General features: G+C 38.6%; 25 protein-coding genes and 1 pseudogene. 24 read left to right on the forward strand and 2 right to left on the reverse strand.

Features of this window, described 5'->3' with window-relative positions; all coding sequences use genetic code 11:
• Nucleotides 1-15: 15 nt before the first annotated feature.
• From IIC38_05465 to IIC38_05525, 13 genes are all read left to right on the forward strand, one after another.
• The gene (locus tag IIC38_05465) at nucleotides 16-723 is read left to right on the forward strand and encodes a phosphoribosylaminoimidazolesuccinocarboxamide synthase (protein MCH8125393.1); all 708 of its coding nucleotides are present in this window, start codon (nucleotides 16-18) and stop codon (nucleotides 721-723) included.
• An 18-nt stretch (nucleotides 724-741) separates the two neighbouring features.
• On the forward strand, nucleotides 742-1389 hold the full coding sequence (locus IIC38_05470; GenBank protein ID MCH8125394.1) for a phosphatidylserine decarboxylase family protein: 648 nt from the start codon (nucleotides 742-744) through the stop codon (nucleotides 1387-1389).
• The gene (pssA, locus tag IIC38_05475; protein ID MCH8125395.1) at nucleotides 1376-2104 is read left to right on the forward strand and encodes a CDP-diacylglycerol--serine O-phosphatidyltransferase; all 729 of its coding nucleotides are present in this window, start codon (nucleotides 1376-1378) and stop codon (nucleotides 2102-2104) included. Before IIC38_05470 ends, pssA begins: the two co-directional genes overlap by 14 nt.
• Before the next feature lie 15 nt (nucleotides 2105-2119).
• Nucleotides 2120-2371, forward strand: coding sequence for a phosphoribosylformylglycinamidine synthase subunit PurS (gene purS / locus IIC38_05480; protein MCH8125396.1), 252 nt, complete (start codon nucleotides 2120-2122; stop codon nucleotides 2369-2371).
• A gap of 14 nt (nucleotides 2372-2385) precedes the next feature.
• Complete coding sequence (purQ, locus tag IIC38_05485; GenBank protein ID MCH8125397.1) at nucleotides 2386-3075, forward strand: phosphoribosylformylglycinamidine synthase subunit PurQ; 690 nt, start codon at nucleotides 2386-2388, stop codon at nucleotides 3073-3075.
• 20 nt (nucleotides 3076-3095) lie between these two features.
• Complete coding sequence (locus IIC38_05490; GenBank protein MCH8125398.1) at nucleotides 3096-3368, forward strand: hypothetical protein; 273 nt, start codon at nucleotides 3096-3098, stop codon at nucleotides 3366-3368.
• Between the two features lie 95 nt (nucleotides 3369-3463).
• The gene (locus IIC38_05495; protein ID MCH8125399.1) at nucleotides 3464-3841 is read left to right on the forward strand and encodes a twin-arginine translocase TatA/TatE family subunit; all 378 of its coding nucleotides are present in this window, start codon (nucleotides 3464-3466) and stop codon (nucleotides 3839-3841) included.
• A gap of 39 nt (nucleotides 3842-3880) precedes the next feature.
• The gene (locus IIC38_05500) at nucleotides 3881-4075 is read left to right on the forward strand and encodes a twin-arginine translocase TatA/TatE family subunit (GenBank protein ID MCH8125400.1); all 195 of its coding nucleotides are present in this window, start codon (nucleotides 3881-3883) and stop codon (nucleotides 4073-4075) included.
• 21 nt (nucleotides 4076-4096) lie between these two features.
• Nucleotides 4097-5521 carry an Asp-tRNA(Asn)/Glu-tRNA(Gln) amidotransferase subunit GatA gene (gene gatA, locus IIC38_05505; GenBank protein ID MCH8125401.1) on the forward strand — a complete coding sequence of 475 codons (1425 nt, stop codon included), beginning with the start codon at nucleotides 4097-4099 and terminating at the stop codon, nucleotides 5519-5521.
• 37 nt (nucleotides 5522-5558) lie between these two features.
• Nucleotides 5559-6545, forward strand: a complete 987-nt coding sequence (gene rfaE1, locus IIC38_05510) for a D-glycero-beta-D-manno-heptose-7-phosphate kinase (GenBank protein ID MCH8125402.1) — start codon at nucleotides 5559-5561, stop codon at nucleotides 6543-6545.
• A 106-nt stretch (nucleotides 6546-6651) separates the two neighbouring features.
• Nucleotides 6652-6888: a type II toxin-antitoxin system HicB family antitoxin gene (locus tag IIC38_05515; protein MCH8125403.1), complete on the forward strand. Its 237-nt coding sequence runs from the start codon at nucleotides 6652-6654 to the stop codon at nucleotides 6886-6888.
• 144 nt (nucleotides 6889-7032) lie between these two features.
• Nucleotides 7033-7263: a type II toxin-antitoxin system HicA family toxin gene (locus tag IIC38_05520; GenBank protein MCH8125404.1), complete on the forward strand. Its 231-nt coding sequence runs from the start codon at nucleotides 7033-7035 to the stop codon at nucleotides 7261-7263.
• A 417-nt stretch (nucleotides 7264-7680) separates the two neighbouring features.
• The gene (locus tag IIC38_05525; protein MCH8125405.1) at nucleotides 7681-7896 is read left to right on the forward strand and encodes a hypothetical protein; all 216 of its coding nucleotides are present in this window, start codon (nucleotides 7681-7683) and stop codon (nucleotides 7894-7896) included.
• Nucleotides 7897-8064: 168 nt separating this feature from the next.
• On the opposite strand, the gene IIC38_05530 is transcribed toward IIC38_05525, so the two are convergent.
• Together IIC38_05530 and IIC38_05535 are read right to left on the reverse strand one after the other, a co-directional pair.
• On the reverse strand, nucleotides 8065-9426 hold the full coding sequence (locus IIC38_05530; protein ID MCH8125406.1) for an ATP-binding protein: 1362 nt from the start codon (nucleotides 9424-9426) through the stop codon (nucleotides 8065-8067).
• Nucleotides 9416-10793 (reverse strand): annotated as a pseudogene (locus tag IIC38_05535) (sigma-54-dependent Fis family transcriptional regulator). Before IIC38_05535 ends, IIC38_05530 begins: the two are co-directional and overlap by 11 nt.
• A 350-nt stretch (nucleotides 10794-11143) precedes the next feature.
• On the opposite strand from IIC38_05535, the gene IIC38_05540 reads away from it, so the two are divergent.
• From IIC38_05540 to IIC38_05590, 11 genes are all read left to right on the forward strand, one after another.
• Nucleotides 11144-12397 (forward strand): efflux transporter periplasmic adaptor subunit, encoded by a 1254-nt coding sequence (locus IIC38_05540; protein MCH8125407.1) that lies wholly within the window; start codon nucleotides 11144-11146, stop codon nucleotides 12395-12397.
• A 129-nt stretch (nucleotides 12398-12526) separates the two neighbouring features.
• A complete protein-coding gene (locus IIC38_05545) occupies nucleotides 12527-12880 on the forward strand; it encodes a four helix bundle protein (protein ID MCH8125408.1) in 354 nt (117 codons plus the stop codon).
• Between the two features lie 171 nt (nucleotides 12881-13051).
• Complete coding sequence (locus tag IIC38_05550; GenBank protein MCH8125409.1) at nucleotides 13052-13741, forward strand: ABC transporter ATP-binding protein; 690 nt, start codon at nucleotides 13052-13054, stop codon at nucleotides 13739-13741.
• A gap of 52 nt (nucleotides 13742-13793) precedes the next feature.
• Nucleotides 13794-14465 carry an ABC transporter ATP-binding protein gene (locus IIC38_05555; GenBank protein MCH8125410.1) on the forward strand — a complete coding sequence of 224 codons (672 nt, stop codon included), beginning with the start codon at nucleotides 13794-13796 and terminating at the stop codon, nucleotides 14463-14465.
• Between the two features lie 49 nt (nucleotides 14466-14514).
• Complete coding sequence (locus tag IIC38_05560; GenBank protein MCH8125411.1) at nucleotides 14515-15327, forward strand: DUF4097 family beta strand repeat protein; 813 nt, start codon at nucleotides 14515-14517, stop codon at nucleotides 15325-15327.
• Between the two features lie 397 nt (nucleotides 15328-15724).
• A complete protein-coding gene (locus IIC38_05565; GenBank protein MCH8125412.1) occupies nucleotides 15725-18124 on the forward strand; it encodes an ABC transporter permease in 2400 nt (799 codons plus the stop codon).
• A 501-nt stretch (nucleotides 18125-18625) separates the two neighbouring features.
• Entirely contained in the window at nucleotides 18626-19663 is a 1038-nt protein-coding gene (locus IIC38_05570; GenBank protein MCH8125413.1) for an ABC transporter permease, read from the forward strand.
• A 23-nt stretch (nucleotides 19664-19686) separates the two neighbouring features.
• Nucleotides 19687-19896 carry a hypothetical protein gene (locus IIC38_05575; GenBank protein MCH8125414.1) on the forward strand — a complete coding sequence of 70 codons (210 nt, stop codon included), beginning with the start codon at nucleotides 19687-19689 and terminating at the stop codon, nucleotides 19894-19896.
• The gene (locus tag IIC38_05580; GenBank protein ID MCH8125415.1) at nucleotides 19893-20135 is read left to right on the forward strand and encodes a hypothetical protein; all 243 of its coding nucleotides are present in this window, start codon (nucleotides 19893-19895) and stop codon (nucleotides 20133-20135) included. The genes IIC38_05575 and IIC38_05580 overlap by 4 nt, the downstream gene beginning before the upstream one ends.
• Before the next feature lie 56 nt (nucleotides 20136-20191).
• Nucleotides 20192-21064 (forward strand): ABC transporter permease, encoded by an 873-nt coding sequence (locus IIC38_05585; GenBank protein MCH8125416.1) that lies wholly within the window; start codon nucleotides 20192-20194, stop codon nucleotides 21062-21064.
• Between the two features lie 78 nt (nucleotides 21065-21142).
• Nucleotides 21143-22089, forward strand: a 947-nt coding sequence (locus IIC38_05590) for an ABC transporter permease (GenBank protein ID MCH8125417.1), incomplete at its 3' end; no start/stop codon positions are given.

Raw genomic sequence — 22089 nt, forward strand, 5'->3', positions numbered from 1 at the left:
AGATGGGAGGGTTTATTGAAGAAGGGTAATGTAATTTACGAAGGAAAAGCTAAGAAGCTGTTCGACACAGAAGATGAAAATTTGCTGGTGATCGAATTCAAGGATGATGCCACAGCCTTGGATGGAAAGAAAAAGGGTATCATTAAAGATAAAGGTATAGTAAACAATAAAATTACTGTCTACCTGTTAAATTATTTGGAGAGCTATCATATTCGGACACATCTGACAAAAGCCTTGTCAGATCGGGAAATGCTAGTAAAAAAGTTGGAAATGATACCGGTGGAAGTTATTATTAGGAATATTGCCACGACAAGTTTATCTGCCAAATATGGCTGTAAAGAAGGCGAGGATTTAAAATATCCGATATTGGAATTCTATCTTAAAAATGACGATCTCAATGATCCAATGATGAACGAATACCATGCAGCTGCTTTTGGCCTTGCTACTCCTGAAGAGATGAAATTCATTGTAAGATCTGCGACTAAAATTAATGCGATTTTAAAATCATTTTTCATTAGACGAAAAGTCAGATTAGTGGATTTTAAACTCGAGTATGGCAGGTTTAAGAATGAATTGTATCTTGGTGATGAAATATCACCGGACACCTGTCGATTTTTAGATTTGGAAACCGGCAAGCAGCTTGATAAAGATGGTTTCCGAAAAAATTTGGGCGGTGTTGAAGAAGCGTACCAGGAAATGATGAGAAGAGTGTTGAAATTATAATCAAAAAGAAGTTAACTTATGGCTAAAGATGGAATCGGAATTCTAATAGCTGTTTTACTTCCGACTGTTTTATTTTCGGTAATTAGTATAATCAACTATTCGCATCCAATTATTATGGTGGCTGGATTTGGCTGGTTGTTTTCTTTTTTTATCGTTTATTTTTTTCGTGATCCGGAGCGATCTATACCCAATGATGAAAACGTAATACTGTCTCCGGGTGATGGTAAAGTCGTTCAAATTACAGAAGTTGATGAGAATACATATCTACAATCCAAAGCAAGACAGGTTAGTATTTTTTTATCAGTTTTTGATGTTCATATAAATAGAATTCCCATATCCGGGAAGGTAGGATATTTCAGCTATATAAAAGGAAAATTCCTCCAGGCATTTCGTCCGGAAGCGTCAATAGTAAATGAACAAACGATTATCGGAATTGAAAACCATAATTGCAAAATTCTTTTTAAACAGATCGCAGGTATCCTGGCGCGTCGAATTGTATGTAATATCCGTGAAGGATTTGCGGTAGAAAGAGGCAAACGATTTGGTATGATTAAGTTCGGTTCGCGTGTCGATGTACTTATGCCGCTTGATGTGGAAATTATGGTAACTAAAAACCAAAAGGTTAAAGGAGGTGAGACAGTCATTGGGAAATATGCAACCAAATAAGCGCGCTTTGATTCCTGGAATTCTTACGATCGGGAATCTTTTTTGTGGTTTTCTGGCTATTAAGAATACTTTGGAAGGCGATTTGACAGCTGCTGCTTGGTTGATTATTTTAGCGGGAATTATTGATGGTTTAGATGGGACTGTTGCAAGAATCACCAAAAGTTTCAGTAAACTTGGAGTTGAAATAGACTCGTTTGCGGATGTGGTTTCTTTTGGTGTTGCCCCGTCAATTTTATTGTATACCTGGTATTTTAATGAAATTGGTAACCTTGGAATTGTGATTAGTTTCTTACCTCTCTTATTCGGAGTTTTCAGATTAGCGCGGTTCAACCTGATGTTAAAGGGATTTGAAAAAGAAAATTTTGTTGGCTTGCCTATTCCTGCTCAAGCCTCAACTCTTGCTTCTTATTTAATTTTTTGTGAAACTGTATGGGGGGCGATACGATTTCCGGTAGGCTTGGCTGCTTCTGTAATTTTTCTGAGTCTTTTAATGATTAGCCATTTTGAATATGAAACTTACCCCAAGATTACAAAACACGGTAGTATTAAAAACAAAATTAAGTTGGCTTTTTTTATCATCTTTTTTTTCCTTATTGTGCTTTATCCCAAGGTTACTTTTTTCCCAATCTGCGTTACGTATATCATTTTCGGGTTTGTTAAAGGCATAATAGACGTACAACATGATGAAGAAGAGATCCGTGATGTATCGATATGATCTGATGAGCAATTAATGGCGAAAGCAAAAATAAATGTCTACCTAAAAAATGGCATTCTGGATCCCCAGGGTCAAGCTATTCATAATATTTTAAAAACAATGGATATGAAACAGGTTGAGAGAGTTCGTGTTGGCAAAATAATTACCTTGGATTTTTCCTCACAATTGTCTGAGAAACAGGTTACCCAGCAGAGTGAAGAAATTTGTAAGAAGATCCTGGCCAATCCTATAATCGAAGATTTTAAAATTGAAGTTTTTCTTGACTGAAGCGGTTCATTCTAATGAAATTTGGTGTAGTTGTTTTTCCCGGTTCCAATTGCGACCATGACGTTTATGATGTCTTAAAAAGGCATTTTAATCAAAAAGTAGTATACCTGTGGCATAATAACAATTCTTTAGAAGATTCTGATGTTGTAATCCTCCCCGGGGGTTTTGCTTATGGCGACTATTTAAGAACCGGGGCGATTGCCAGATTCTCACCCATCATGAACCAGGTTATTCAATTTGCAAAAATAGGCAAACCGGTAATCGGAATTTGTAATGGTTTTCAAATCTTGCTGGAAAGTAGACTATTACCGGGTGCAATGTTAAGGAATAAACATCTTCGGTTTGCCTGTAAATTTGTAAGTTTAAAAGTCTGCAACTCAAATTCAATGTTTACAAATTGTTGTGAAAAGCAACAAATACTGAACATCCCAATTGCTCATATTGAAGGTAATTATTATGTAGATGATCCTTTGTTAAATGAGTTAGAGGATAATCAACAAATCTTAATGCGTTATTGTTCTCCGGAAGGGACTATTGCAGAAGATCATAATCCTAACGGTTCAAGGGATAATATTGCAGGCGTGATGAATAAACAAGGTAATGTTTTTGGATTAATGCCACACCCGGAGAGGGCATCCGAAAAGTTACTTGGATCCGATGATGGTAAGTTAATATTTCAATCAATTATTGAAAGTTTATCTTAACATGAATGGAGATGTGGATTGTGTTTAAATCAAAAAATAAATCGCTTGGATTTATTATTTTTGTTTTATTGGCAGGCGCCCTGGTCGGTTCCGGATTAGGAGAAATTCTCGGGTTAATTATTCCCGAGGGCGTTGTAAGAGATTTTTTTTTAAAATCAATTGAAGGAGGTTTCGGACCTGCAACTTTAAATGTGATTTTACTGACGTTTACTATTGGATTTACTATTAAACTAAATGTGGTTGGAATTACAGGCATTGCAATGGTTGCCTACCTTCTAAGATGGTATAAATAAGGTGAGGTGGTATTATTAATTAAAAATTTGTCGGAACCATTGCAGATATTGACGTATTATTATTAATTACTTTAGATTTAAAGGTTCAGTGAACAATGTTTAACGCAATCGGACCAGTTGAAATGATGGTCATTTTTATCATTGTACTTATGGTGTTTGGTGCGGATAAAATACCGGAATTGGCGCGTGGGTTGGGTAAAGGAATTCGGGAATTTAAAAAAGCTGCGAATATGGTAAGAAATGAAATCCTGTCTGAGACGGATAATCTAAAAATTGAAAACCCGATTAAAAAAGAGATTGATGAAATAAGCAATTCAATTAAAACAGATCCTACTCTGAACATGGATTTTATGGGCGAAGAAGAAAAAAAACAACCACAGCAAAATTCTCTAAAGAGCCAAAACAATCAAAAAAATAAAATTTCGAATGGCAATCAGCCATCTTCAAAAAATTTAGAGTCTGATAATCAATAAAAAAAATACGATAATAAATTATTCTAATTTGGAGGCTTTATGGGTATACCCGGACCAACTGAGTTAATCATCATCCTTGTGATTCTTTTATTGATCTTTGGCGGTAGTAAATTGCCGGGTCTTGCAAAGGGTCTTGGACAAGGAATCAAAGAATTCAAAAACGCATTGGGTGGAAAAGATGAAAAGGACAAGGAGAAAAAAGAAATCTCCGAAAGTGATTCTGAGAAATCCTAAAGAGAAAAGTGAATACGGCATTTGGACACAGAGGATTATTTAACCACGCGAGATTTACTCGATAAGAGAAAACTGAGTTGCAGTGAATTAGTTGAACAATTCTTAAAAAATATAGAAGCCAATTCCCACCTTAACGCTTTTATCTCCTTATTTCCAGAAAAAACGAGAGCTCATGCAAAAGAAATCGATGAAAAAATCAAAGCCAATCACGCTGGAAAACTTGCCGGTTTAATTATAGCTGTTAAAGATAATATCGCCATGGTAGGGGAAAAGTTGACTTGCGGCTCCAGAATCCTGGAGAATTTCGAGTCTCTCTTCAATGCCACTGTTGTGCAAAAACTGTTGTATGAAGATGCCATCATCATCGGAAAAACCAACCTGGATCAATACGCCATGGGTTCATCCAACGAAAATTCTTATTTTGGGCCGGTGAAAAATCCGCATGATCCAGAGAGAATTCCTGGTGGATCTTCCGGCGGTTCTGCTGCTTCAGTCGCTGCGAATCTTGCTGCCGCCGCTTTGGGATCGGACACCGGGGGATCTATTCGTCAACCTGCATCCATGTGCGGAGTGGTGGGATTGAAACCCAGTTACGGACGAGTTTCCCGATATGGACTTGTCGCTTTTGCCTCTTCCCTCGATCAAATTGGACCAATCACTCGATCGGTAAAAGATTCTGCCGCAATTTTATCGGTAATAGCAGGTCATGACAGAAAAGATTCCACTTCTGCATCAGTGCCAGTGCCGGATTATTTTGAAGATATTGATCTCGGTGTAAACGGATTATCCATTGCATATCCTCGTGAGTATTATACGCAGGGACTAGATCCGCAAGTTAGAGCCGCCGTAGAGAGTGTGTTGCAATTGTTGACTGATGGTGGCGCCGATATCGAAGAAATCTCTTTACCTCATACGGAGTACGGCATAGCAACATATTACATACTGGCCACTGCGGAAGCCTCGGCTAATTTAGCCAGGTACGACGGTGTTCGTTATGGATTTAGAGCTGATAATATTTCCAACCTGGAAGAAATGTATACAGAAAGCCGCAGCCAGGGATTTGGAGAAGAGGTTAAGCGAAGAATTATGCTTGGCACTTATGTGCTTTCGGCAGGATATTATGAAGCCTATTACCGTAAAGCCCAAAAAGTGAGAACTTTAATTAAACAGGATTTCGATTTGGCTTTTGAGAAATTTGATTGTATCGTAACGCCTACAAGTCCTACGACCGCTTTTAAAATTGGTGAAAAACTTGAGGATCCATTACAAATGTATTTATCAGATATTTATAATATATCAGCAAATTTAGCGGGAATAAATGGTATCTCTATTCCCTGTGGAAAAGATTCTAAAAACCTGCCAATTGGAGTGCAACTGTTTTCCCAATCTTTTAATGAAAAAACAACTTTCAGGGTAGCACAATATGTAGAACAAGCACTGCAATAATAGATAAACTTAATTTTTAAAGGCAGTATAAATCAAGATGGTTAAACTGACAAAACCGCAGGTTATTTCCTTATTAAATAATTTCCGTGATAAAAAAGTATTGGTTCTGGGCGACGTCATGCTGGATCGCTATTTATGGGGGCAAGTATCCAGGTTGTCACCTGAAGCGCCGGTTCCAATCGTTGAAATTGAGGATGAATACAGCAGGCTTGGCGGAGCTGCAAATGTAGGCAATAATATCGCATCATTAGGCGCCGTTCCTTACTTGGTTGGTGTAATTGGAGATGATTCATCCGGGCAGGAATTGTCAGGTCTCATGGAAAAAGATCGTTTTTCGACAATCGGGTTGGTTAAAGCTAACGATCGACCAACCACCGTTAAAACCAGGGTTATTGCCCATTCCCAGCATGTGGTCCGAATTGATCGTGAAAATCGGGATCCCATTAATAGCCCGACTTTCGAGAAAGTTAAACAGATTGTATTGAATTTAATTTCGGAAGTCGATGCTGTCATTTTTGAAGATTACAACAAGGGATTGATCACAGCAGAGCTGATTCGGTTTGTGATAACCGAAGCGCAGCGGCATAATAAAGTTATTACAGTCGATCCAAAGTTTGATCATTTTTTCGAGTATAAAGGAGTGACGGTATTTAAACCCAATCGCCGTGAAACCGAAAACATTCTTGGTGTTCGGTTGGATAATAACGAACAAATCACAAAGTCGGTTAAATCTCTATATGAACAATTGAAATGCAAAAGTATTCTCATCACTCTTGGCGAGAATGGCATGGCGCTGTTTAACGGCGATGATGAGTTGAAGATGATCCCGACCCGGGCTCAAAAAGTTGCTGATGTATCTGGAGCAGGGGATACTGTTATCAGTACTTTAACTTTAGCTTTATTATCCGGCGCCAGCCTGGAAGAAGCTGCTAGCTTAGCTAACTACGCTGCCGGGGTAGTTTGCGGAGAAGTCGGAATTGCACCGATTACAAGAGAGCGGTTGTTGGAGGGGATGTTTGGGTGACGGGTTGAGCTTAAGAATCTTTAAAGATAATTTAATGAATTTTTTTATTGAATTAGAATAAAGCGAACCTTGTTTTTCTTCTTAAATTATCATAAATTAGATTAAAATTATGGAAAAATATAAATTTACAATTATCGTTGAGCCAGACGAAGATAGCTTTCACGCTTATGTACCAGCTTTACCTGGGTGTCACTCATTTGGCGCTACTATAGATGAGGCACAATCGAATATTTCGGAGGCGATTGCTCTCCATGTTGAATGTATGAAGAAAGATGGAGAGCCCATTCGAGTTGAGAAACAGCCATTAGTTATTACACAAATGACTGTTACTGTTCCCTTATAAAAATACCTTAGTTGAATTTTTGTTGATAAGGTAAAATATTAAATAATTAAATAAGTATTTATTATCCCATAGTTAAGTTGTATAAAACCATTTTTTAAGGATAGTATGAATTAAACTGAACTTAAACAAGTAATGAAGAATTAAATGACCCCGAAGCTTCCGAATATTACTGGCACTAAGCTTCTACGTGTTTTAAAAAAAGCTGGTTTCGAAGAGGTTAGACAAAAAGGAAGCCATTTACATATGAAGCGAGAAATAGATAAAAAACGAGTTACAATCCCTATTCACAAAGGTAAATCAATTCCCACTGGTACTCTCCATTCAATTTTGACTGATGCTGATATTAGTGTGAAGAAACTATATGAACTTCTTTGAATCGAATCATTTTTGGGTTTACGTTTTCAATAAATACTTTTATTCATAGCACAGTTCAAGGCTGCAAACAGATTAAAACTTTGATAAAGAAACAAAGTTTTTGTCGGTAATAGCATAACAAGCGATTTAAATGGGAAGAATTTGGCAAGAAGCCCCATTCTATAAAATATATTTACAGTTATAAGTGTCATTAAAGTCTTAGTATTCAATATTTACAAAGCGTTGCTCATATCATTTTGGAGATATGTAATGCGGTTGAAACTTGGCCTTAAGCCATTTAGAGGCATGGACAACTGTTCCAATTAATTACCAGTACCCCCTTTTCCGCTGCAATCTATAAGATATCAGATAACAGAAAGCATATAATCGTTACAGCTCCAACCGGTGCCTTCCGTCAAAGTCCTTACCTCGCACCAAATGGATTCTATTGTTTTCGGCACGCGAGGCTTTGAAGCAATGCTGTTAGATGTAATGGACTGCGATGTAATTTTAGATGAAATCCATACCTACACGGATGTAACCAAAGCCATTGTACTAAAAATCGTAGAAGTATTAAACCACTTCAACTGCAAAATACATATTGGCACTGCTACGATGCCGTGTGTTCTTTACAAAGATATTTTAAAATCCTGAATGAAAAAAATGTTTATCAGATAAAGCCCGGACCTGACACATTGGATTCTTTCGATCGGCATATTATTCACAAAGTTGCTGACTTTGATCAAGTAGATCCTTTGATTGTGGAGGCTAGTTATGAGTTACATCATTATGTTTTGCCGTTTCACTTTTGCGGTCTCTCGTTTAAAACCTCAGAATAAAAATAGTTTCTTCATTCGGTTTAGATACCGCACTAATCGCTCCACGGTGGGAGCGCATAATTTGCCTGGATAAACTTAAACCAATACCAGTCCCGCCTTTTTTAGTAGTAAAAAACGGGATGAATACTTTTTCCAGGACGTCTTTTAAAATACCGGGGCCATTGTCAATCACCTTAATCAAAATTCTGCCTCGGTCATCCATTTCTGCGGTTAATGTTAATTTTGGCTCATATTGCTGACCAACTGATTGTATGGAATTCGAAAGCAGGTTGATCAATACTTGCTCGATCAATTCCGGGTCGGCCGTTAATTCCAGGCTTTCCGGATTAATACTCGATTCGAAATGAATTTTATTGTCATCTATTTGAGTTTGCATCAATCGAATAATGCGATCGAACAATTCCGAAACCGCAAAGATCTGAAAATTGGGCTTGGGAATACGAGTGAGACTCCGGTAAGCATCGACAAAATGAAGTAACCCCTCGCTGCGTTTTTGAATGGTCTGTATAGCGCCTCGGATATCTGCTATGGTTTCTTCACTTGTTTCATTTCCAAAAATTAGATTTTCATCAGCGCCATTAGAGGTCAGCATGTTGTTCACAGTAGAGGCAAGGGATGAAATTGGCGTCACGGAATTCATGATTTCATGAGTTAAAACACGGATCAGCTTTTGCCAGGCTTCCATCTCTTTTTCTTCCAATTCGCTTTGAATATTTTGCAAAGAAACAAGCTTTAGCTTTTGCTGTTGTCTTTTGAATTCGGTTGCATAAATGGCAATTTGCAGCAACTCATTGTTATCGTAGATTTTAGCCAATGTCTTTTCACCGGATTTAAGCTTGAACAAAATATCCACAAGGGGTTTGCTAAAGGATTCTAATTTGTTGATATTCTTCAAGTGCGGTATTCTTAGTAATCGTTTGGCTGCGGTATTGATGAGCTCAACATTGCCATCATCTTCGAAGGCGATCAGTCCAATTCCAACATGCTGTACAATAATTTGTAAATAACGGAAATGTTCTTCCTTCTCACTCCTGGTTTTGCGAAATTTATCAGATACTTCATTAAACGCTTCCTTTAAATCGTTAAATGCAGAGCCGAGTCCGGTTACGGAAAATGACTGGGAAAAATCGGAATGTTTAATCGCATCCAAGAAGCGGGTTAAATCCCGGTTGGTTTTTTCAACATAATAAATCAAGCCATAGATTTGGTAGATTGTGAAACTTACAACGATGATCATTGTGGCATAAAGTTCTGTCTCAAATAGTAGATAGAAAAACAGATAGATGAATAGGGCGATAAGAAGTACACGGAATATACAGTTAACGCGGAAATGTTTATATACCATATTTTTCAAGCCTGCGATAGAGTGATGTTCGTGTAAGCCCTAATTCTTTGGCAGCCTGGCTAATGTTCCCTCCATGTTTGGTGAGCGCTTTGCGGATAACTATCTTTTCGACTTCATCCAGTTGAAAGTTGTCAAATACCAGTCCTTCTTCTTTGGTTCCCGGGATCGTAAAGAAAAAATCTGAAGGCTGTAGGACCTGGTTTTCACTCATTATTATTGCCCGTTCGATTGCATGCTGCAATTCCCTGATATTTCCTGGCCAGCTATATTTTTCCAGTTTTTTTAAAGTGGATGGATTAATTCTTTTCATCGGTTTTTGATATTTCTTACAGTAAAACCCTAAAAAATGATCAACCAATAACGGGATATCGCTTCCTCGTTCTCGAAGCAGAGGTAAGTGAATTTCTACGGTGTTAATCCGGTATAATAAATCTTGCCGGAAATTATTTTCCGCCACCATGTCATGGATTGGCAGGTTGGAAGCGCATAATAACCGGATATCGATTGGACGAGGTTGATTGGAGCCTACCCGGATCACATGTCGGTTCTGTAAAACATTTAACAACTTGGCTTGTAGTGGCAGTGACAGATTACCAATTTCATCGAGAAAAAGTGTACCGCCGGATGCAATTTCAAATCTACCGGCGCGATCTTCCTTTGCATCGGTAAAGGCTCCCTTTACATGGCCGTATAATTCACTTTCGAAAAGCGTTTCGGTGATGGCGCCCATATCGACGCTAATAAACACTTCATTAGCCCTGAGTGATTGGCGATGGAGTTCCCGCGCAACAAGCTCTTTGCCGGTGCCGTTATCGCCCATGATTAAGATATTAGCCTCGGTTTTTGCGACCTTTTTAATGGTATCAAATACGATTTGTATGGCAGGGCAATCTCCAACAAAACCCTGGAATTGCCTGTCGAGATCGGCGCTAAGTTGAATCTGGCGATGTTTGAGAGAATCCACATCTTTACGGGATTGGCGTAGATTCATAGCAGCTGACAATGTGGCCAGCAGTTTTTCGTTTTGCCAGGGTTTTAAAACGAAATCCGTCGCTCCTTCTTTGATGGACCGTACAGCCATCTCAACATCACCGTATGCAGTAATCAAGACCACAACTGCATCGGGATCGATTTCCATGATTTTATTCAACCATTGAAACCCCTCAACACCACTCGTGCTATCCCTGGCAAAATTCATATCCAACAAAATCACATCGTAATTTTCATTCTTCAAAAGATTGGGTATCTTTTGAGGATTCTTTTTCCGTATGAACCAATTCCATGTATTGTTTGAGGAGAAGTTTGGCTGCCAATAGGACATCTTCGTCGTCATCTATAACCAGCAACCTGCCATATTTATTACTCATATATTCTCTAACCTTATTCGTCAGTTTTTCAAGGGATTACGGCAATAATTGAACCAGGATAAAATATTTATTTTATCAGCTATTAAAATTTATTATATTATTATTTCTTGAAGAATAGTTCAACTAAACTGTACGATAACGAACACATTCTGTAGTATCAGCGTATACTTTTCACGAAATATATTTTTGATACTTTAAGACTATCGCATGCAATCAATTTTGGTATGATTCTTGGAATTGTATATTTCATGTAACTGTTTGTATGAATTTAACGTCTAATTGAAAATTGAATACTTTGGCTTTTTTTGTTAATATAATTTTAAAGTTTCAATAAGGAGATGCCCATGTCAATGGATCGTCAGATAAAAAAGAAAAGATTTACTCCAAAAAGAATTATTGGTTTTGGTTTAGGCGGCCTCTTTTTTGTCGTTGTGATTTACAATTTGGTATTTGGAGATCGAAGTTCAAAATTGAATGTAGAAATTGAGAAGATAACGATTTCCACAGTTTCCATGGGGCCTTTTGTGGAGTTTATTCCGGTAACTGGTACGGTTCTACCCATTAAGACCGTTTATTTAGATGCAATCGAGGGGGGAAGAGTAGAAAAAAAGATTATTGAAGCGGGAACGTTTGTAAAAGAAGGGGATCCTATCCTGCAATTATCGAATACCAACTTACTACTGGATATCATGTTCCGTGAAGCCGAGTTTTTTGAACAACAGAATAACTTACGCAATACACGTTTGGAAATGGAACGTTATCGTCTTGCTCTGAAACAGCAAATGGTGGAAATTGATTATCAGATTAAACAATTGAAAAGAAGATATGGACGGGGAACCGAATTAAGGAACCGAAATTTAATTTCCCAGGAAGAATATGATCAGTTAAAAGATGAATACGAATATAATATCAAACGAAGAGATCTAGCTTTGGTGACCTACGAACAAGATTCTGTTTTTCGCAAGGTGCAAATCGGACAGTTAGAAGCTTCCATCGATCGTATGCAGTCGAACCTGGGTATCGTTAAGAAAAAGTTAGATAATTTAGTGGTAAAAGCCCCCATAACCGGACAGCTTACATCGTTGAATGCTGAAGTCGGAGAGTCTAAATCACCAGGACAACGATTAGGTCAGGTTGATGTTTTGGATGGATTTAAAGTGCGCGCTAGCCCGGATGAACATTATCTTGCCCGAATAACATTGGGTCTTCCTGCCAGGTTTGATTTTGCTGGCGGAACTTATGAATTGATTACCAAAAAGATATTTCCGGAGATCCGCGATGGGCGCTTCGACATCGATTTGGAGTTTGTTGGAGTTGAGCCAAAAGGGATTCGTCGTGGACAAACCGTGCATATTCGCCTGGACTTAGGCGATCTGGATGAGGCAACGGTCCTGCTTAATAGAGGGGGATTCTGGCAAAAAACCGGTGGACAATGGGTGTATTTGGTTGATAAATCCGGAGAATTTGCAACCAAGAGAATGATCCGTTTGGGCAGGCAAAATACCCAGGTTTATGAAGTACTTGCCGGCCTTGAGCCTGGTGAAAAGGTGATTACTTCTACATATGACAGTTTTGGCGACATTGATAAGTTGATTTTGAAATGACGGCAAACGGCAAACGGCAAACGGCAAACGGCAAACGGCAAACGGCAAACGGCAAACGGCAAACAATAAAATATTAAAGATATGAATTTTAACATAAATAACCTATTAGATGAAAGGGGGAGTACTATGTTGAAATTAAACCATAAAAAGTTAAAGGTTTGGCAATTAAGCTTGGATTTTGTAAGTTTGATTTACCAAACGACAAGCCTTTTTCCAAAAGTAGAGATTTATGGAATAACTAACCAATTACGGAGAGCTGCTGTTTCGCTTCCATCGAATATTGCAGAAGGTGCATCTAGAAATTCACTACAAGAAAGGAATCGCTTTTACGAAATCGCTAGATCATCACTAGTGGAGATTGATACTCAAATAGAATTATCCAAGAGACTTGCATATTGTAAAAAAGAGGATTTGTTAGCATTGGAAGAGCAAATGAATCATTTATTTGCAATGTTGTCTAATATGATAAAGAGGTCGAATTGAAGCATTCAAATCCGCTACGAGGTAGCCGTCCGTTCGTCTGTTGTGTTTTTCATTTCACGTTTTACGTTTGCCGTTTCACGTCAAATATGCCAAATTACTTATCTACAATAAGGATTAAAGTTAAAATTAAATTATTATAGTTGAATACTAATTAAAAAAAAGGAGAAAGAAATGATTCGAACCAACGGCCTGAAAAAGGTCTATACTACAGAGGAAGTTGAAACTACCGCTTTAAATAATATTAATTTGGAATTAAAGGAAAGTGAATTCATCGCCATAATGGGACCTTCCGGTTGTGGAAAATCAACATTGTTGAATTTATTAGGCCTATTGGACAATCCCAGTGGTGGTGAATATTATTTTCTTGATCAAGAAGTGGCGAATTTCTCGGAGCGACAAAGAGCAAATCTACGTAAAAACAATATCGGTTTTGTCTTTCAAAGCTTTAACCTGATTGATGAATTGACAGTATTTGAAAATGTTGAATTGCCTCTTTTATACCTGGGCTATTCCGGTGCTCAACGAAAAGAAAGAGTAAATGAAGTATTAGAACACATGCAAATAATGCACCGCAAGAATCACTTTCCACAACAGTTATCAGGTGGTCAACAACAGCGTGTTGCGGTATCAAGAGCCGTTGTTGCAAAACCAAAGTTGATTCTTGCCGACGAACCAACAGGAAACCTGGATTCTGCAAATGGCGATGAAGTAATGAATATGTTAACAGAATTAAATGAAAATGGAACGGCAATCGTGATGGTTACACACTCGCCCACGTATGCAGAATACAGCCATCGCATTGTTCATTTATTTGATGGACATATCGTCACCGAAAATATTAAAGAAGGATTTCATGTTTAAATATTTCCGGCAACTCAATTTTGGTTCGATTATACAATTTTAGGTGACAGCTATGATGGTCTTAAAGAATATTTTCAAATATTATAAAAGCGGGTTTGGCAAAACATATGTTTTGCAGGATATTAATCTTGAGATTAAAAAAGGTGAGTTTGTCACAATAATGGGACCATCGGGAGCTGGGAAATCAACATTACTTTATATTATGGGTATGTTAGATAATTCCTCCGATGGTGAATATTATTTTCTTGGCGAACCGGTACATAAACTAAAGGAACGGAATCGTTCTTCACTACATTCTCATTATATCGGGTTTGTTTTTCAAAGCTATCATTTAATCGATGAATTGACAGTATATGAAAACCTGGAGACTCCATTACTTTATAAGAAAATTAAAGGGGCGGAGCGAAAGGGCATGGTTTGCGATACCTTAGATCGTTTTAATATTGTTGCCAAACAAAAACTTTTTCCGAATCAATTATCGGGAGGCCAGCAACAGCTTGTTGGCGTCGCCCGAGCTGTTATTATAAAACCAAAACTTATTTTAGCCGATGAACCCACGGGAAATTTAAACTCTGCCCAGGGTGAAGAGATCATGGCTTTGTTTAAAACTCTGAATGAAGAGGGAACAACGATAATTCAAGTAACCCATTCGGAGAAAAATGCGACTTATGGGAATAGAATTATTCATCTACTCGATGGCAGAATTGACCATCAGGAAAGGTAACGGTTAAAAACAATTTAAATTTAGGCGCATTTTTCAAAAGGAGATAATCATGTCAAAATCATCATTTTTAAGAATGTTGTGTCCAGTGTTATTGAGTGTTGCCTGCTATTCTTGTGCAACGGCACAGCAGTGGTCCAAAATTGATGAAAAGTGGGAGAATGATAACCACCGTCGGGATAGAAAATATTGTGAAGTTCGTGAAATTACTTTACCTGCTGATCGAGATGTGATTTCAGTAGATGGATTGGCAAACGGGGGAATCCGGGTAGAAGGCTGGAGGCGTGATGAGATCCGTATTCGGGCTAATGTTTGTGCCTGGGATCGAGATAGAAGTGAGGCCAAAGAATTGGTTTCAAGAATTGACGTGTTAACCAATGGCAAAACCATTCGTGCTGAAGGGCCAAGTTGGAGAAGGCGTAAGGGATGGTCTGTAAGTTATCGTTTAATGGTACCAGAAAAATCAGACCTTTCCCTGGAAACCACTAACGGTGGCATCACAATAACAAATGTACATGGAGAAATTGAATTCGATGCTACTAATGGTGGAATAAAACTTTCCGAGGTGGGCGGTGATGTCCATGGCAGCACCACAAATGGGGGAATCGAGGTAGATTTAGACGGGAACAAATGGAACGGAAGAGGCCTGGATGTAAAGACTACTAACGGTAGTGTAAGATTAGACATACCTGAAGATTATTCAGCCGATCTTGAAACGGGAACGGTCAATGGCACTATCCATATCGATTTTCCTATCATGGTCCAGGGTGATTTAAGTCGGCGGCTCCGCACTAAAATCGGTGATGGTGGCCCGAGAATTCGAGCGGTTACAACCAACGGCAGTGTGAGAATTCGGCAGCATTAAGGTTTGAGGAGATGTTATTCAGAAGAATCTATTTCAATATTAAGGGGTGTTGTTTGTTAAATATATTTCCTTCGACTTTGTTCAGGATGTCGTCTTCTGAAGGACATTTGCATATAATATCATTTCCTGCGAAATTCCTTTTTTGAAATTTTCTCTTAATCCATGGCTTCAATCCTTTTAGAACTACTCTAAAACCAATTTTAACCTGTTCACTGGCGTACACTTGATGTAATGTCAGCGGATACTTCTTTCCCATTACTATTCATCTGAACATTAGAGTATTCCTTATAATGTATTGTGGCATGCTTATTGTAAAAACTCAATGACCAAAGGCTAATGGCTAATGGCCAATGAACAACAAACAATGATCAGATCTATTTAGAAAGAGGAATCATTTATGTTAAAGAACTATCTGAAAATTGCTCTTCGAAATCTAATAAAACACAAGGCTTATTCTATCATTAACTTATTGGGTTTAACCATCGGCCTGATGTCTTGTATCTTGATTTCTCTTTATGTTTTAGACGAGCTTAACTTCGATCGTTTCCATTCTAAAGCTGAAAGAATTTACCGTATAGTCGAAACCCAGGCTTCTCCGGATCAAGGCGAACGACAATTCGGCGTTACTGTAGCGCCTTTGGGTCCTACTATGGCTGAAGAGATTCCTGAAGTCATAAATTATGCCCGCTTGGTCCGTTTAGGCAGGATGGTTGTTCAATATGGTCAGAACAAGTTTTATGAGGAGTTCCTTGCCGCCGATCCGAATTTCTTTGAGATTTTTGACTTTGAGTTTATTGCTGGCGGAAATGAATTGTTTAGCGATCCAGCTACCGTAATATTGACTGAAGACGCTGCCAAAAAGTATTTTGGTGATGAAAATCCAATTGGCAAAATCCTTCATACTAACCGGAATTTAGATTTTAATATAGTGGGGGTTCTTCGTCGTTTACCGCAAAACTCCCATTTGCAATTCGATATGTTGTTTTCATTAGCTACTGTACAAGCTGATGAAAACAGGAGTCCTTTCCTACAGCGTTGGGACGTTATCGGGTTTCAAACCTATGTGCTATTAGATGAGCATAATAATTCGGATCAGGTAGAAGCAAAACTTCCGGCTTTACTAAAGAAATACCAACCGCCGGAGTCTACAGTTGAGAAAAAAATTGCCCTGCAAAACCTTTCAGATGTTCATTTTTATTCCGAAAACATCGAATTTGAACGAAACTATGGAAAAAGCAAAATTGCATACATTTATATCTTTGCAACAATTGCCTTCTTTATTGTTATTATTGCCAGTATTAACTATATGAACCTGGCCACAGCAAGAACTGTAAATCGCGCCAATGAAGTGGGTTTACGAAAAGTTGTTGGGGCTCAACCCATACAGCTTGTCGGCCAATTTATCAGCGAGTCCATGTTGATGTCTTTTGCTGCTTTTTTGTTGGCCTATGCCCTTGCACAAATTATTTTACCTCAATTCAACGCATTTACAGGTAAGGAACTATCTTTCGATTTAAACAATGTAGGGCAATTGTTCTTTGGCCTGGTCTCTTTAACATTTATAGTGGGTCTGGCTTCCGGAAGTTATCCCGCTTTTTATTTATCAAAAATTCCAATTATCAGTGTTTTGAAAAGTAATTTCAAATCAGGGAGCAGGGCAAACAGTTTAAGACGATCACTTGTTGTAACCCAGTTCGTTTTGTCCATTATCATGATTGTGACAACTTTGGTTACATTTAACCAAATGAACTACATCAAGAATATGGAGCTTGGTTTTAATAAAAATCAACTTGTGGTTGTAGACATTAACAGCGGGGCTGTCCGGAGTAGTTTTGCTGCAATGCGAAGTGAGTTCTTGCAAATTCCTACTGTCCAATCCGTATCTGTTACTTCACGTGTGCCTGGCGAATGGAAGAATATCCTGGAGTTTGAAGTAATTCCACAGGGGGCAACAGAGGCCGATGCCCGCACCATGAATTTTTTCGGGGTCGACAGTCATTTTTTGGAAACATTCGAGGTTGAACTTGCAGCCGGCCGTAATTTTATTGAGACTATGACTACCGATACAACTGCTGTACTAATCAATGAAGCTGCCGCAAAAGCGTTTGGTTGGGATGATCCGATTAATAAAACTTTCACAATCCCAAGTCAAAACTTCGAGGCGCATATAATCGGAATTGTCAGGGATTTTAACTTCCGTTCCTTACATGAGAAGGTTGGCCCGCTCATTCTTGGACATAGTCACAATCCAATCCATGCTATTGATTATTTTACTTCGAAAATTGCAAACGTCGATATTCCGGCCACTATTAAATCCTTGGAAGATATTCATGAAAAGTATGACAAGGTTACACCCTTCGAATATCATTTTCTGGACCAGCAACTAGAAAATTTTTATGAATCCGATCAACGTGTAAGCGCTCTATTTGGTATGGCTGCCGGCTTAGCCATTTTTATCAGCTGTCTTGGGCTTTTTGGATTAGCAGCATTTACAGCAGAGCAGAGAACAAACGAGATCGGGGTTAGGAAAGTATTAGGAGCCACAGTTACACAGATCATTTTGTTGCTATCCAAAGAGTTTACCAAACTCGTAATTATAGCTCTATTCATCGCTGTGCCGATTGCGTATTTTGCTTCGAATAAATGGCTCCAGGAATTTGCTTATCGCATAGATATCGGCTTGGGAACATTCCTAATCGCTGGATTATTAGTGTTAATCATAGCCTGGAGTACCATAGCTTATCAAGCTATCAAAGCTGCTCTAACAAATCCGGTAGATGCTTTGAGATACGAATAAACCATGAACAATGAGCAAGTAAGCAATGAACCTTTATAAAGGAGTGCAAGACTGAAAAATTGTGATTTATGAAAAGGCTTATGAGTTTGCAATTAGAATTGTTAAGGCTTATCAGTTTTTGACTAAGGATAAAAAGGAGTTTGTATTATCAAAGTAGTTATTCAGAAGCGGTACTTCTAATTGGAGCAAATATTGCGGAAGCAAATGGTGCAATCTCAAAACCTGATATTTCTAACAAAATATTGGTTGCATCCTAGGAAAGTCTTGAATCAAAATATTGGGTGAGCTTAATGAGGGATTCTGGATTAATTGATCAAAAGACATTTGAAAGTGCTTATGAATAAACTGATCAAATTGCTAAATATTATGTTCAAATCTAAAAAAGACAAGAATTAAGAAATCATAATAATAACAATGAAGTACTGCATTGATTACTGACAAAAAGCAATTCTTCATTGTTCATTGATCATTGTTCATTGCTCATTGCTCATTGGAGGATGCATGTTTAAGAATTATTTGAAAATATCACTTCGTAATCTTCTTCGCTACAAAGGGTACTCGCTCATAAATATAGTAGGACTGGCAATCGGAATAACTTGCACTATCATGATTTTTCTGTTTGTACAGGATGAAATGTCATTTGACAATTTCCATACAAAATCGGATAGACTTTATCGACTGAACAAGAAAGTAACTCCCCAAACTGGTGGCACTGAATGGCATGCAATTACACCTGGATTAATGGGACCGACGATGGTGTCTGATTTCCCCGAAGTGGAGCAAAGCCTGCGTTTGCTGCCATGGTTTGATGATGTATTGATGACCCGAGGTGAAACTTCATTGAAAGTGTCAAATGTTGTTTTTGCTGATTCAAATTTCTTTGATATTTTTGATTTTCGTCTGTTACAAGGGAATGCTAAAACTGCTCTGGTTGAGCCATTATCTATCATCTTATCAGAAAAAACAGCCGGGAAGTTTTTTGGTAATTCCGATCCTATTGGCCAGGTTATTCAAGGATTAAATGATTTATCATACAAAGTGACGGGAATTATTGAGGAAACTCCGGCCAATTCCTCATTGAGATATAATGCTTTGATCTCCTGGACTTCGACAATTCCCGGTACTGGTCCGCTCAACTGGAGTTGGTTGAATCGATGGATTACACAAGTCAACTTCACTTATTTACTATTATTTCCTGAGACCGATGTTCCTGCCTTTGAGAAAAAATTGGCTGATTTTATGGTGAAGTATATGCCAAGGCAAGCAGAATATTACAAACTGTATCTACAGCCATTGGCGGATATCTATCTAAAATCATCACAAATTCGATTTAATGATAGTTTGTTGTTGGGTAATATTACTACTGTCTACATCTTCTCGGCCATCGCTTTGTTAACCTTACTTATTGCATGCATTAACTTCACAAATCTATCAACAGCCCGGGCCACAAAACGAGCAAGAGAAGTTGGTATTCGGAAAGTCTTGGGCGCCGAGAGAAAACAGTTAGCGAAGCAGTTTCTTGGTGAATCGATATTTTGAGTTTTTTGGCAGCAATTATTGCAATGAACTTTGTCGAGGTCATTTTACCTTATTTCAATGCGTTTGCCGGCAAATCTTTAGCATTTGATGCAATGAATAATTGGACTTTATTTTGGAGTCTGGTTTGTATTCCGGTTTTTGTCGGTACAATTTCAGGAATTTATCCGGCGCTGTTATTGTCATCCTATCGTCCAATAGCTGTTTTAAGCGGAAACACGCCAATTATTCCTTGAAACTACCTTCTTTAAAACGTGGCTCGACAAAAAGTATAAAAAGTACAACATTCCGAAGCGGACTGGTTGTGTTTCAGTTTGGGATATCAATCATTTTGATTGCAGGTACTATCATTATTTACCAGCAAATGCAATTTATGCAAACAAAAAAGTTAGGATTTGATAAGGAACAGATTGTTGTTTTGCCTATTGGAAATACAGAAATATCGGATCAGTACCAGGCTTTAAGAATGAACTAATACAACATTCCAACATTTCCCACGTTGCCGGGAGTAATAGTGTTCCGGGTTTGGGAATGATGAGCTTCGGACTTCGTCCGGAAGGGAAATCGGAAGATGAAGAATGGATCGCTTATTCGATTCGTGTGGATGATTATGATTTTCTTGGGACGTATGGACTTGAAATGACAGCAGGCCGGTATTTTTCCAGGGAATTTGCAACTGATGAAACGAACGCAGTTGTCATTAATGAATCCCTTGCAAAAAGCTTAGGCTGGAAAAATCCAGTTGGAAAGCAATTGGATATAAAAGGTGAGCTGGAGGATGGAATTGTGATAGGCGTCATCAAAGATTTTCATACAAGGTCGCTTCACCATAAGATTGAACCTTTGATCTTTTATTTTGCTCCTCGCTGGGAAAATGTTTCAGTACGAATCGCAGGGGAAAATATACCTGCTACAATTCAGTTTTTACAAAACAAATGGCAGGCATTTGAGTCGAGATATCCTTTCGAATATTATTTCCTGGATCAAAAGTTTACTCAATTTTATGAATCCGAACAACACTTGATGAAAACATTCGGGCTTTTTTCTGCACTTGCCATTTTTATAGCGAGCTTGGGATTATTGGGTTTGGCTGCTTATACAGCTGAACAGCGGACCAAAGAAATTGGCGTACGAAAAGTCCTTGGGGCTACGGTTACCAGCATTATCATGCTGCTATCAAAGCAATTCAGTCGGCTCGTTTTGTTTGCATTTATAGTCGCTTCTCCGGTAGTCTATTTTGTAATGAATCGCTGGTTGCAGGATTTCGCCTTTAGAATTAATGTTAGCTGGTGGGTCTATGCACTGGCCGGTGGGCTGGCGTTGGTGATTGCCCTGCTTACGGTGAGCACACAAGCGATTCGGGCGGCATTGATTAATCCGGTAGAAGCGTTGCGGTATGAGTAAACTTGATTGTGGAAAGCGGTTTGGCGATTGTGGATTCACTCCGCGATATGCATTCAGAAACCCTCATTGGAGGCATTAATGTTCAATAGCTATCTCAAAATTGCATTAAGAATCTTACGGCAACAAAAAGCATACGCTTTCATCAACATTTTCGGCCTGGCCGTTGGCATCGCGTGCTGTTTATTGATTGTGCTGTTCGTCCAACATGAACTCAGTTATGACAGACATCATGAACGTGGCGATAGAATTTATCGTGTGATTACGGACAGGATTTCCGGCAACATGCCAATACGGGGTCCTTTATCGTTTGGCGAATTAGCCCTTGAAATTGAAAAGGCATTACCGGATGTGCAACGCGCTGTCAGAATTAAAAATTTTCAGAATTCTACATTAATAAAGTTCGATGGTGAATTTGTCTCCGTTGAAAATGTGCTGTACACTGATGCAAGCCTTTTTGACATTTTTTCGTTTCCGCTTGTGCGCGGGGATGTCTCGCGGCTGCTCGAACAGAACTCAGCCGTTTTAACCGCTTCAATAGCAAGAAAATTGTTTGGCGAGGATGATCCGATAGGCAAGGTATTTTATGTGCAAGTCGGGAAGGCAGAAGAGGCTTTTGTCGTCAATGCGATTGCTCGGGATGTTCCTGGAAATTCGCATTTCACATTTACAATGTTGCTCCCTTTCCAAACACTTTACGGGGTAACTTCTATCAACAACAATCAGTTCTGGACCTATGTTTTGTTGCGGGAAGACCATTCTGTGGATGTGCTTGAGGGCAAGCTGCCGGTTTTTGCCCGCCAATATCATGGAGAAGATTATATAAAACACTACAATTTTCGCTATGAACTGCAGCCATTAAATGATATTTACTTCGGTAACGAATATGCGCCGAACAAAGGGGATGAGCGCTACATCCTGATTTTTTCAACTATTGCGCTGTTGATTTTATTGACCGCATGTGCAAATTTTATGAATCTGGCCATTGCTCGATCGTTCAAGCGTAGCAAAGAAGTCGGTGTCAGAAA

This window comes from candidate division KSB1 bacterium (genome assembly GCA_022566355.1).
Taxonomy (GTDB): Bacteria; Zhuqueibacterota; JdFR-76; order JdFR-76; family DREG01; genus JADFJB01.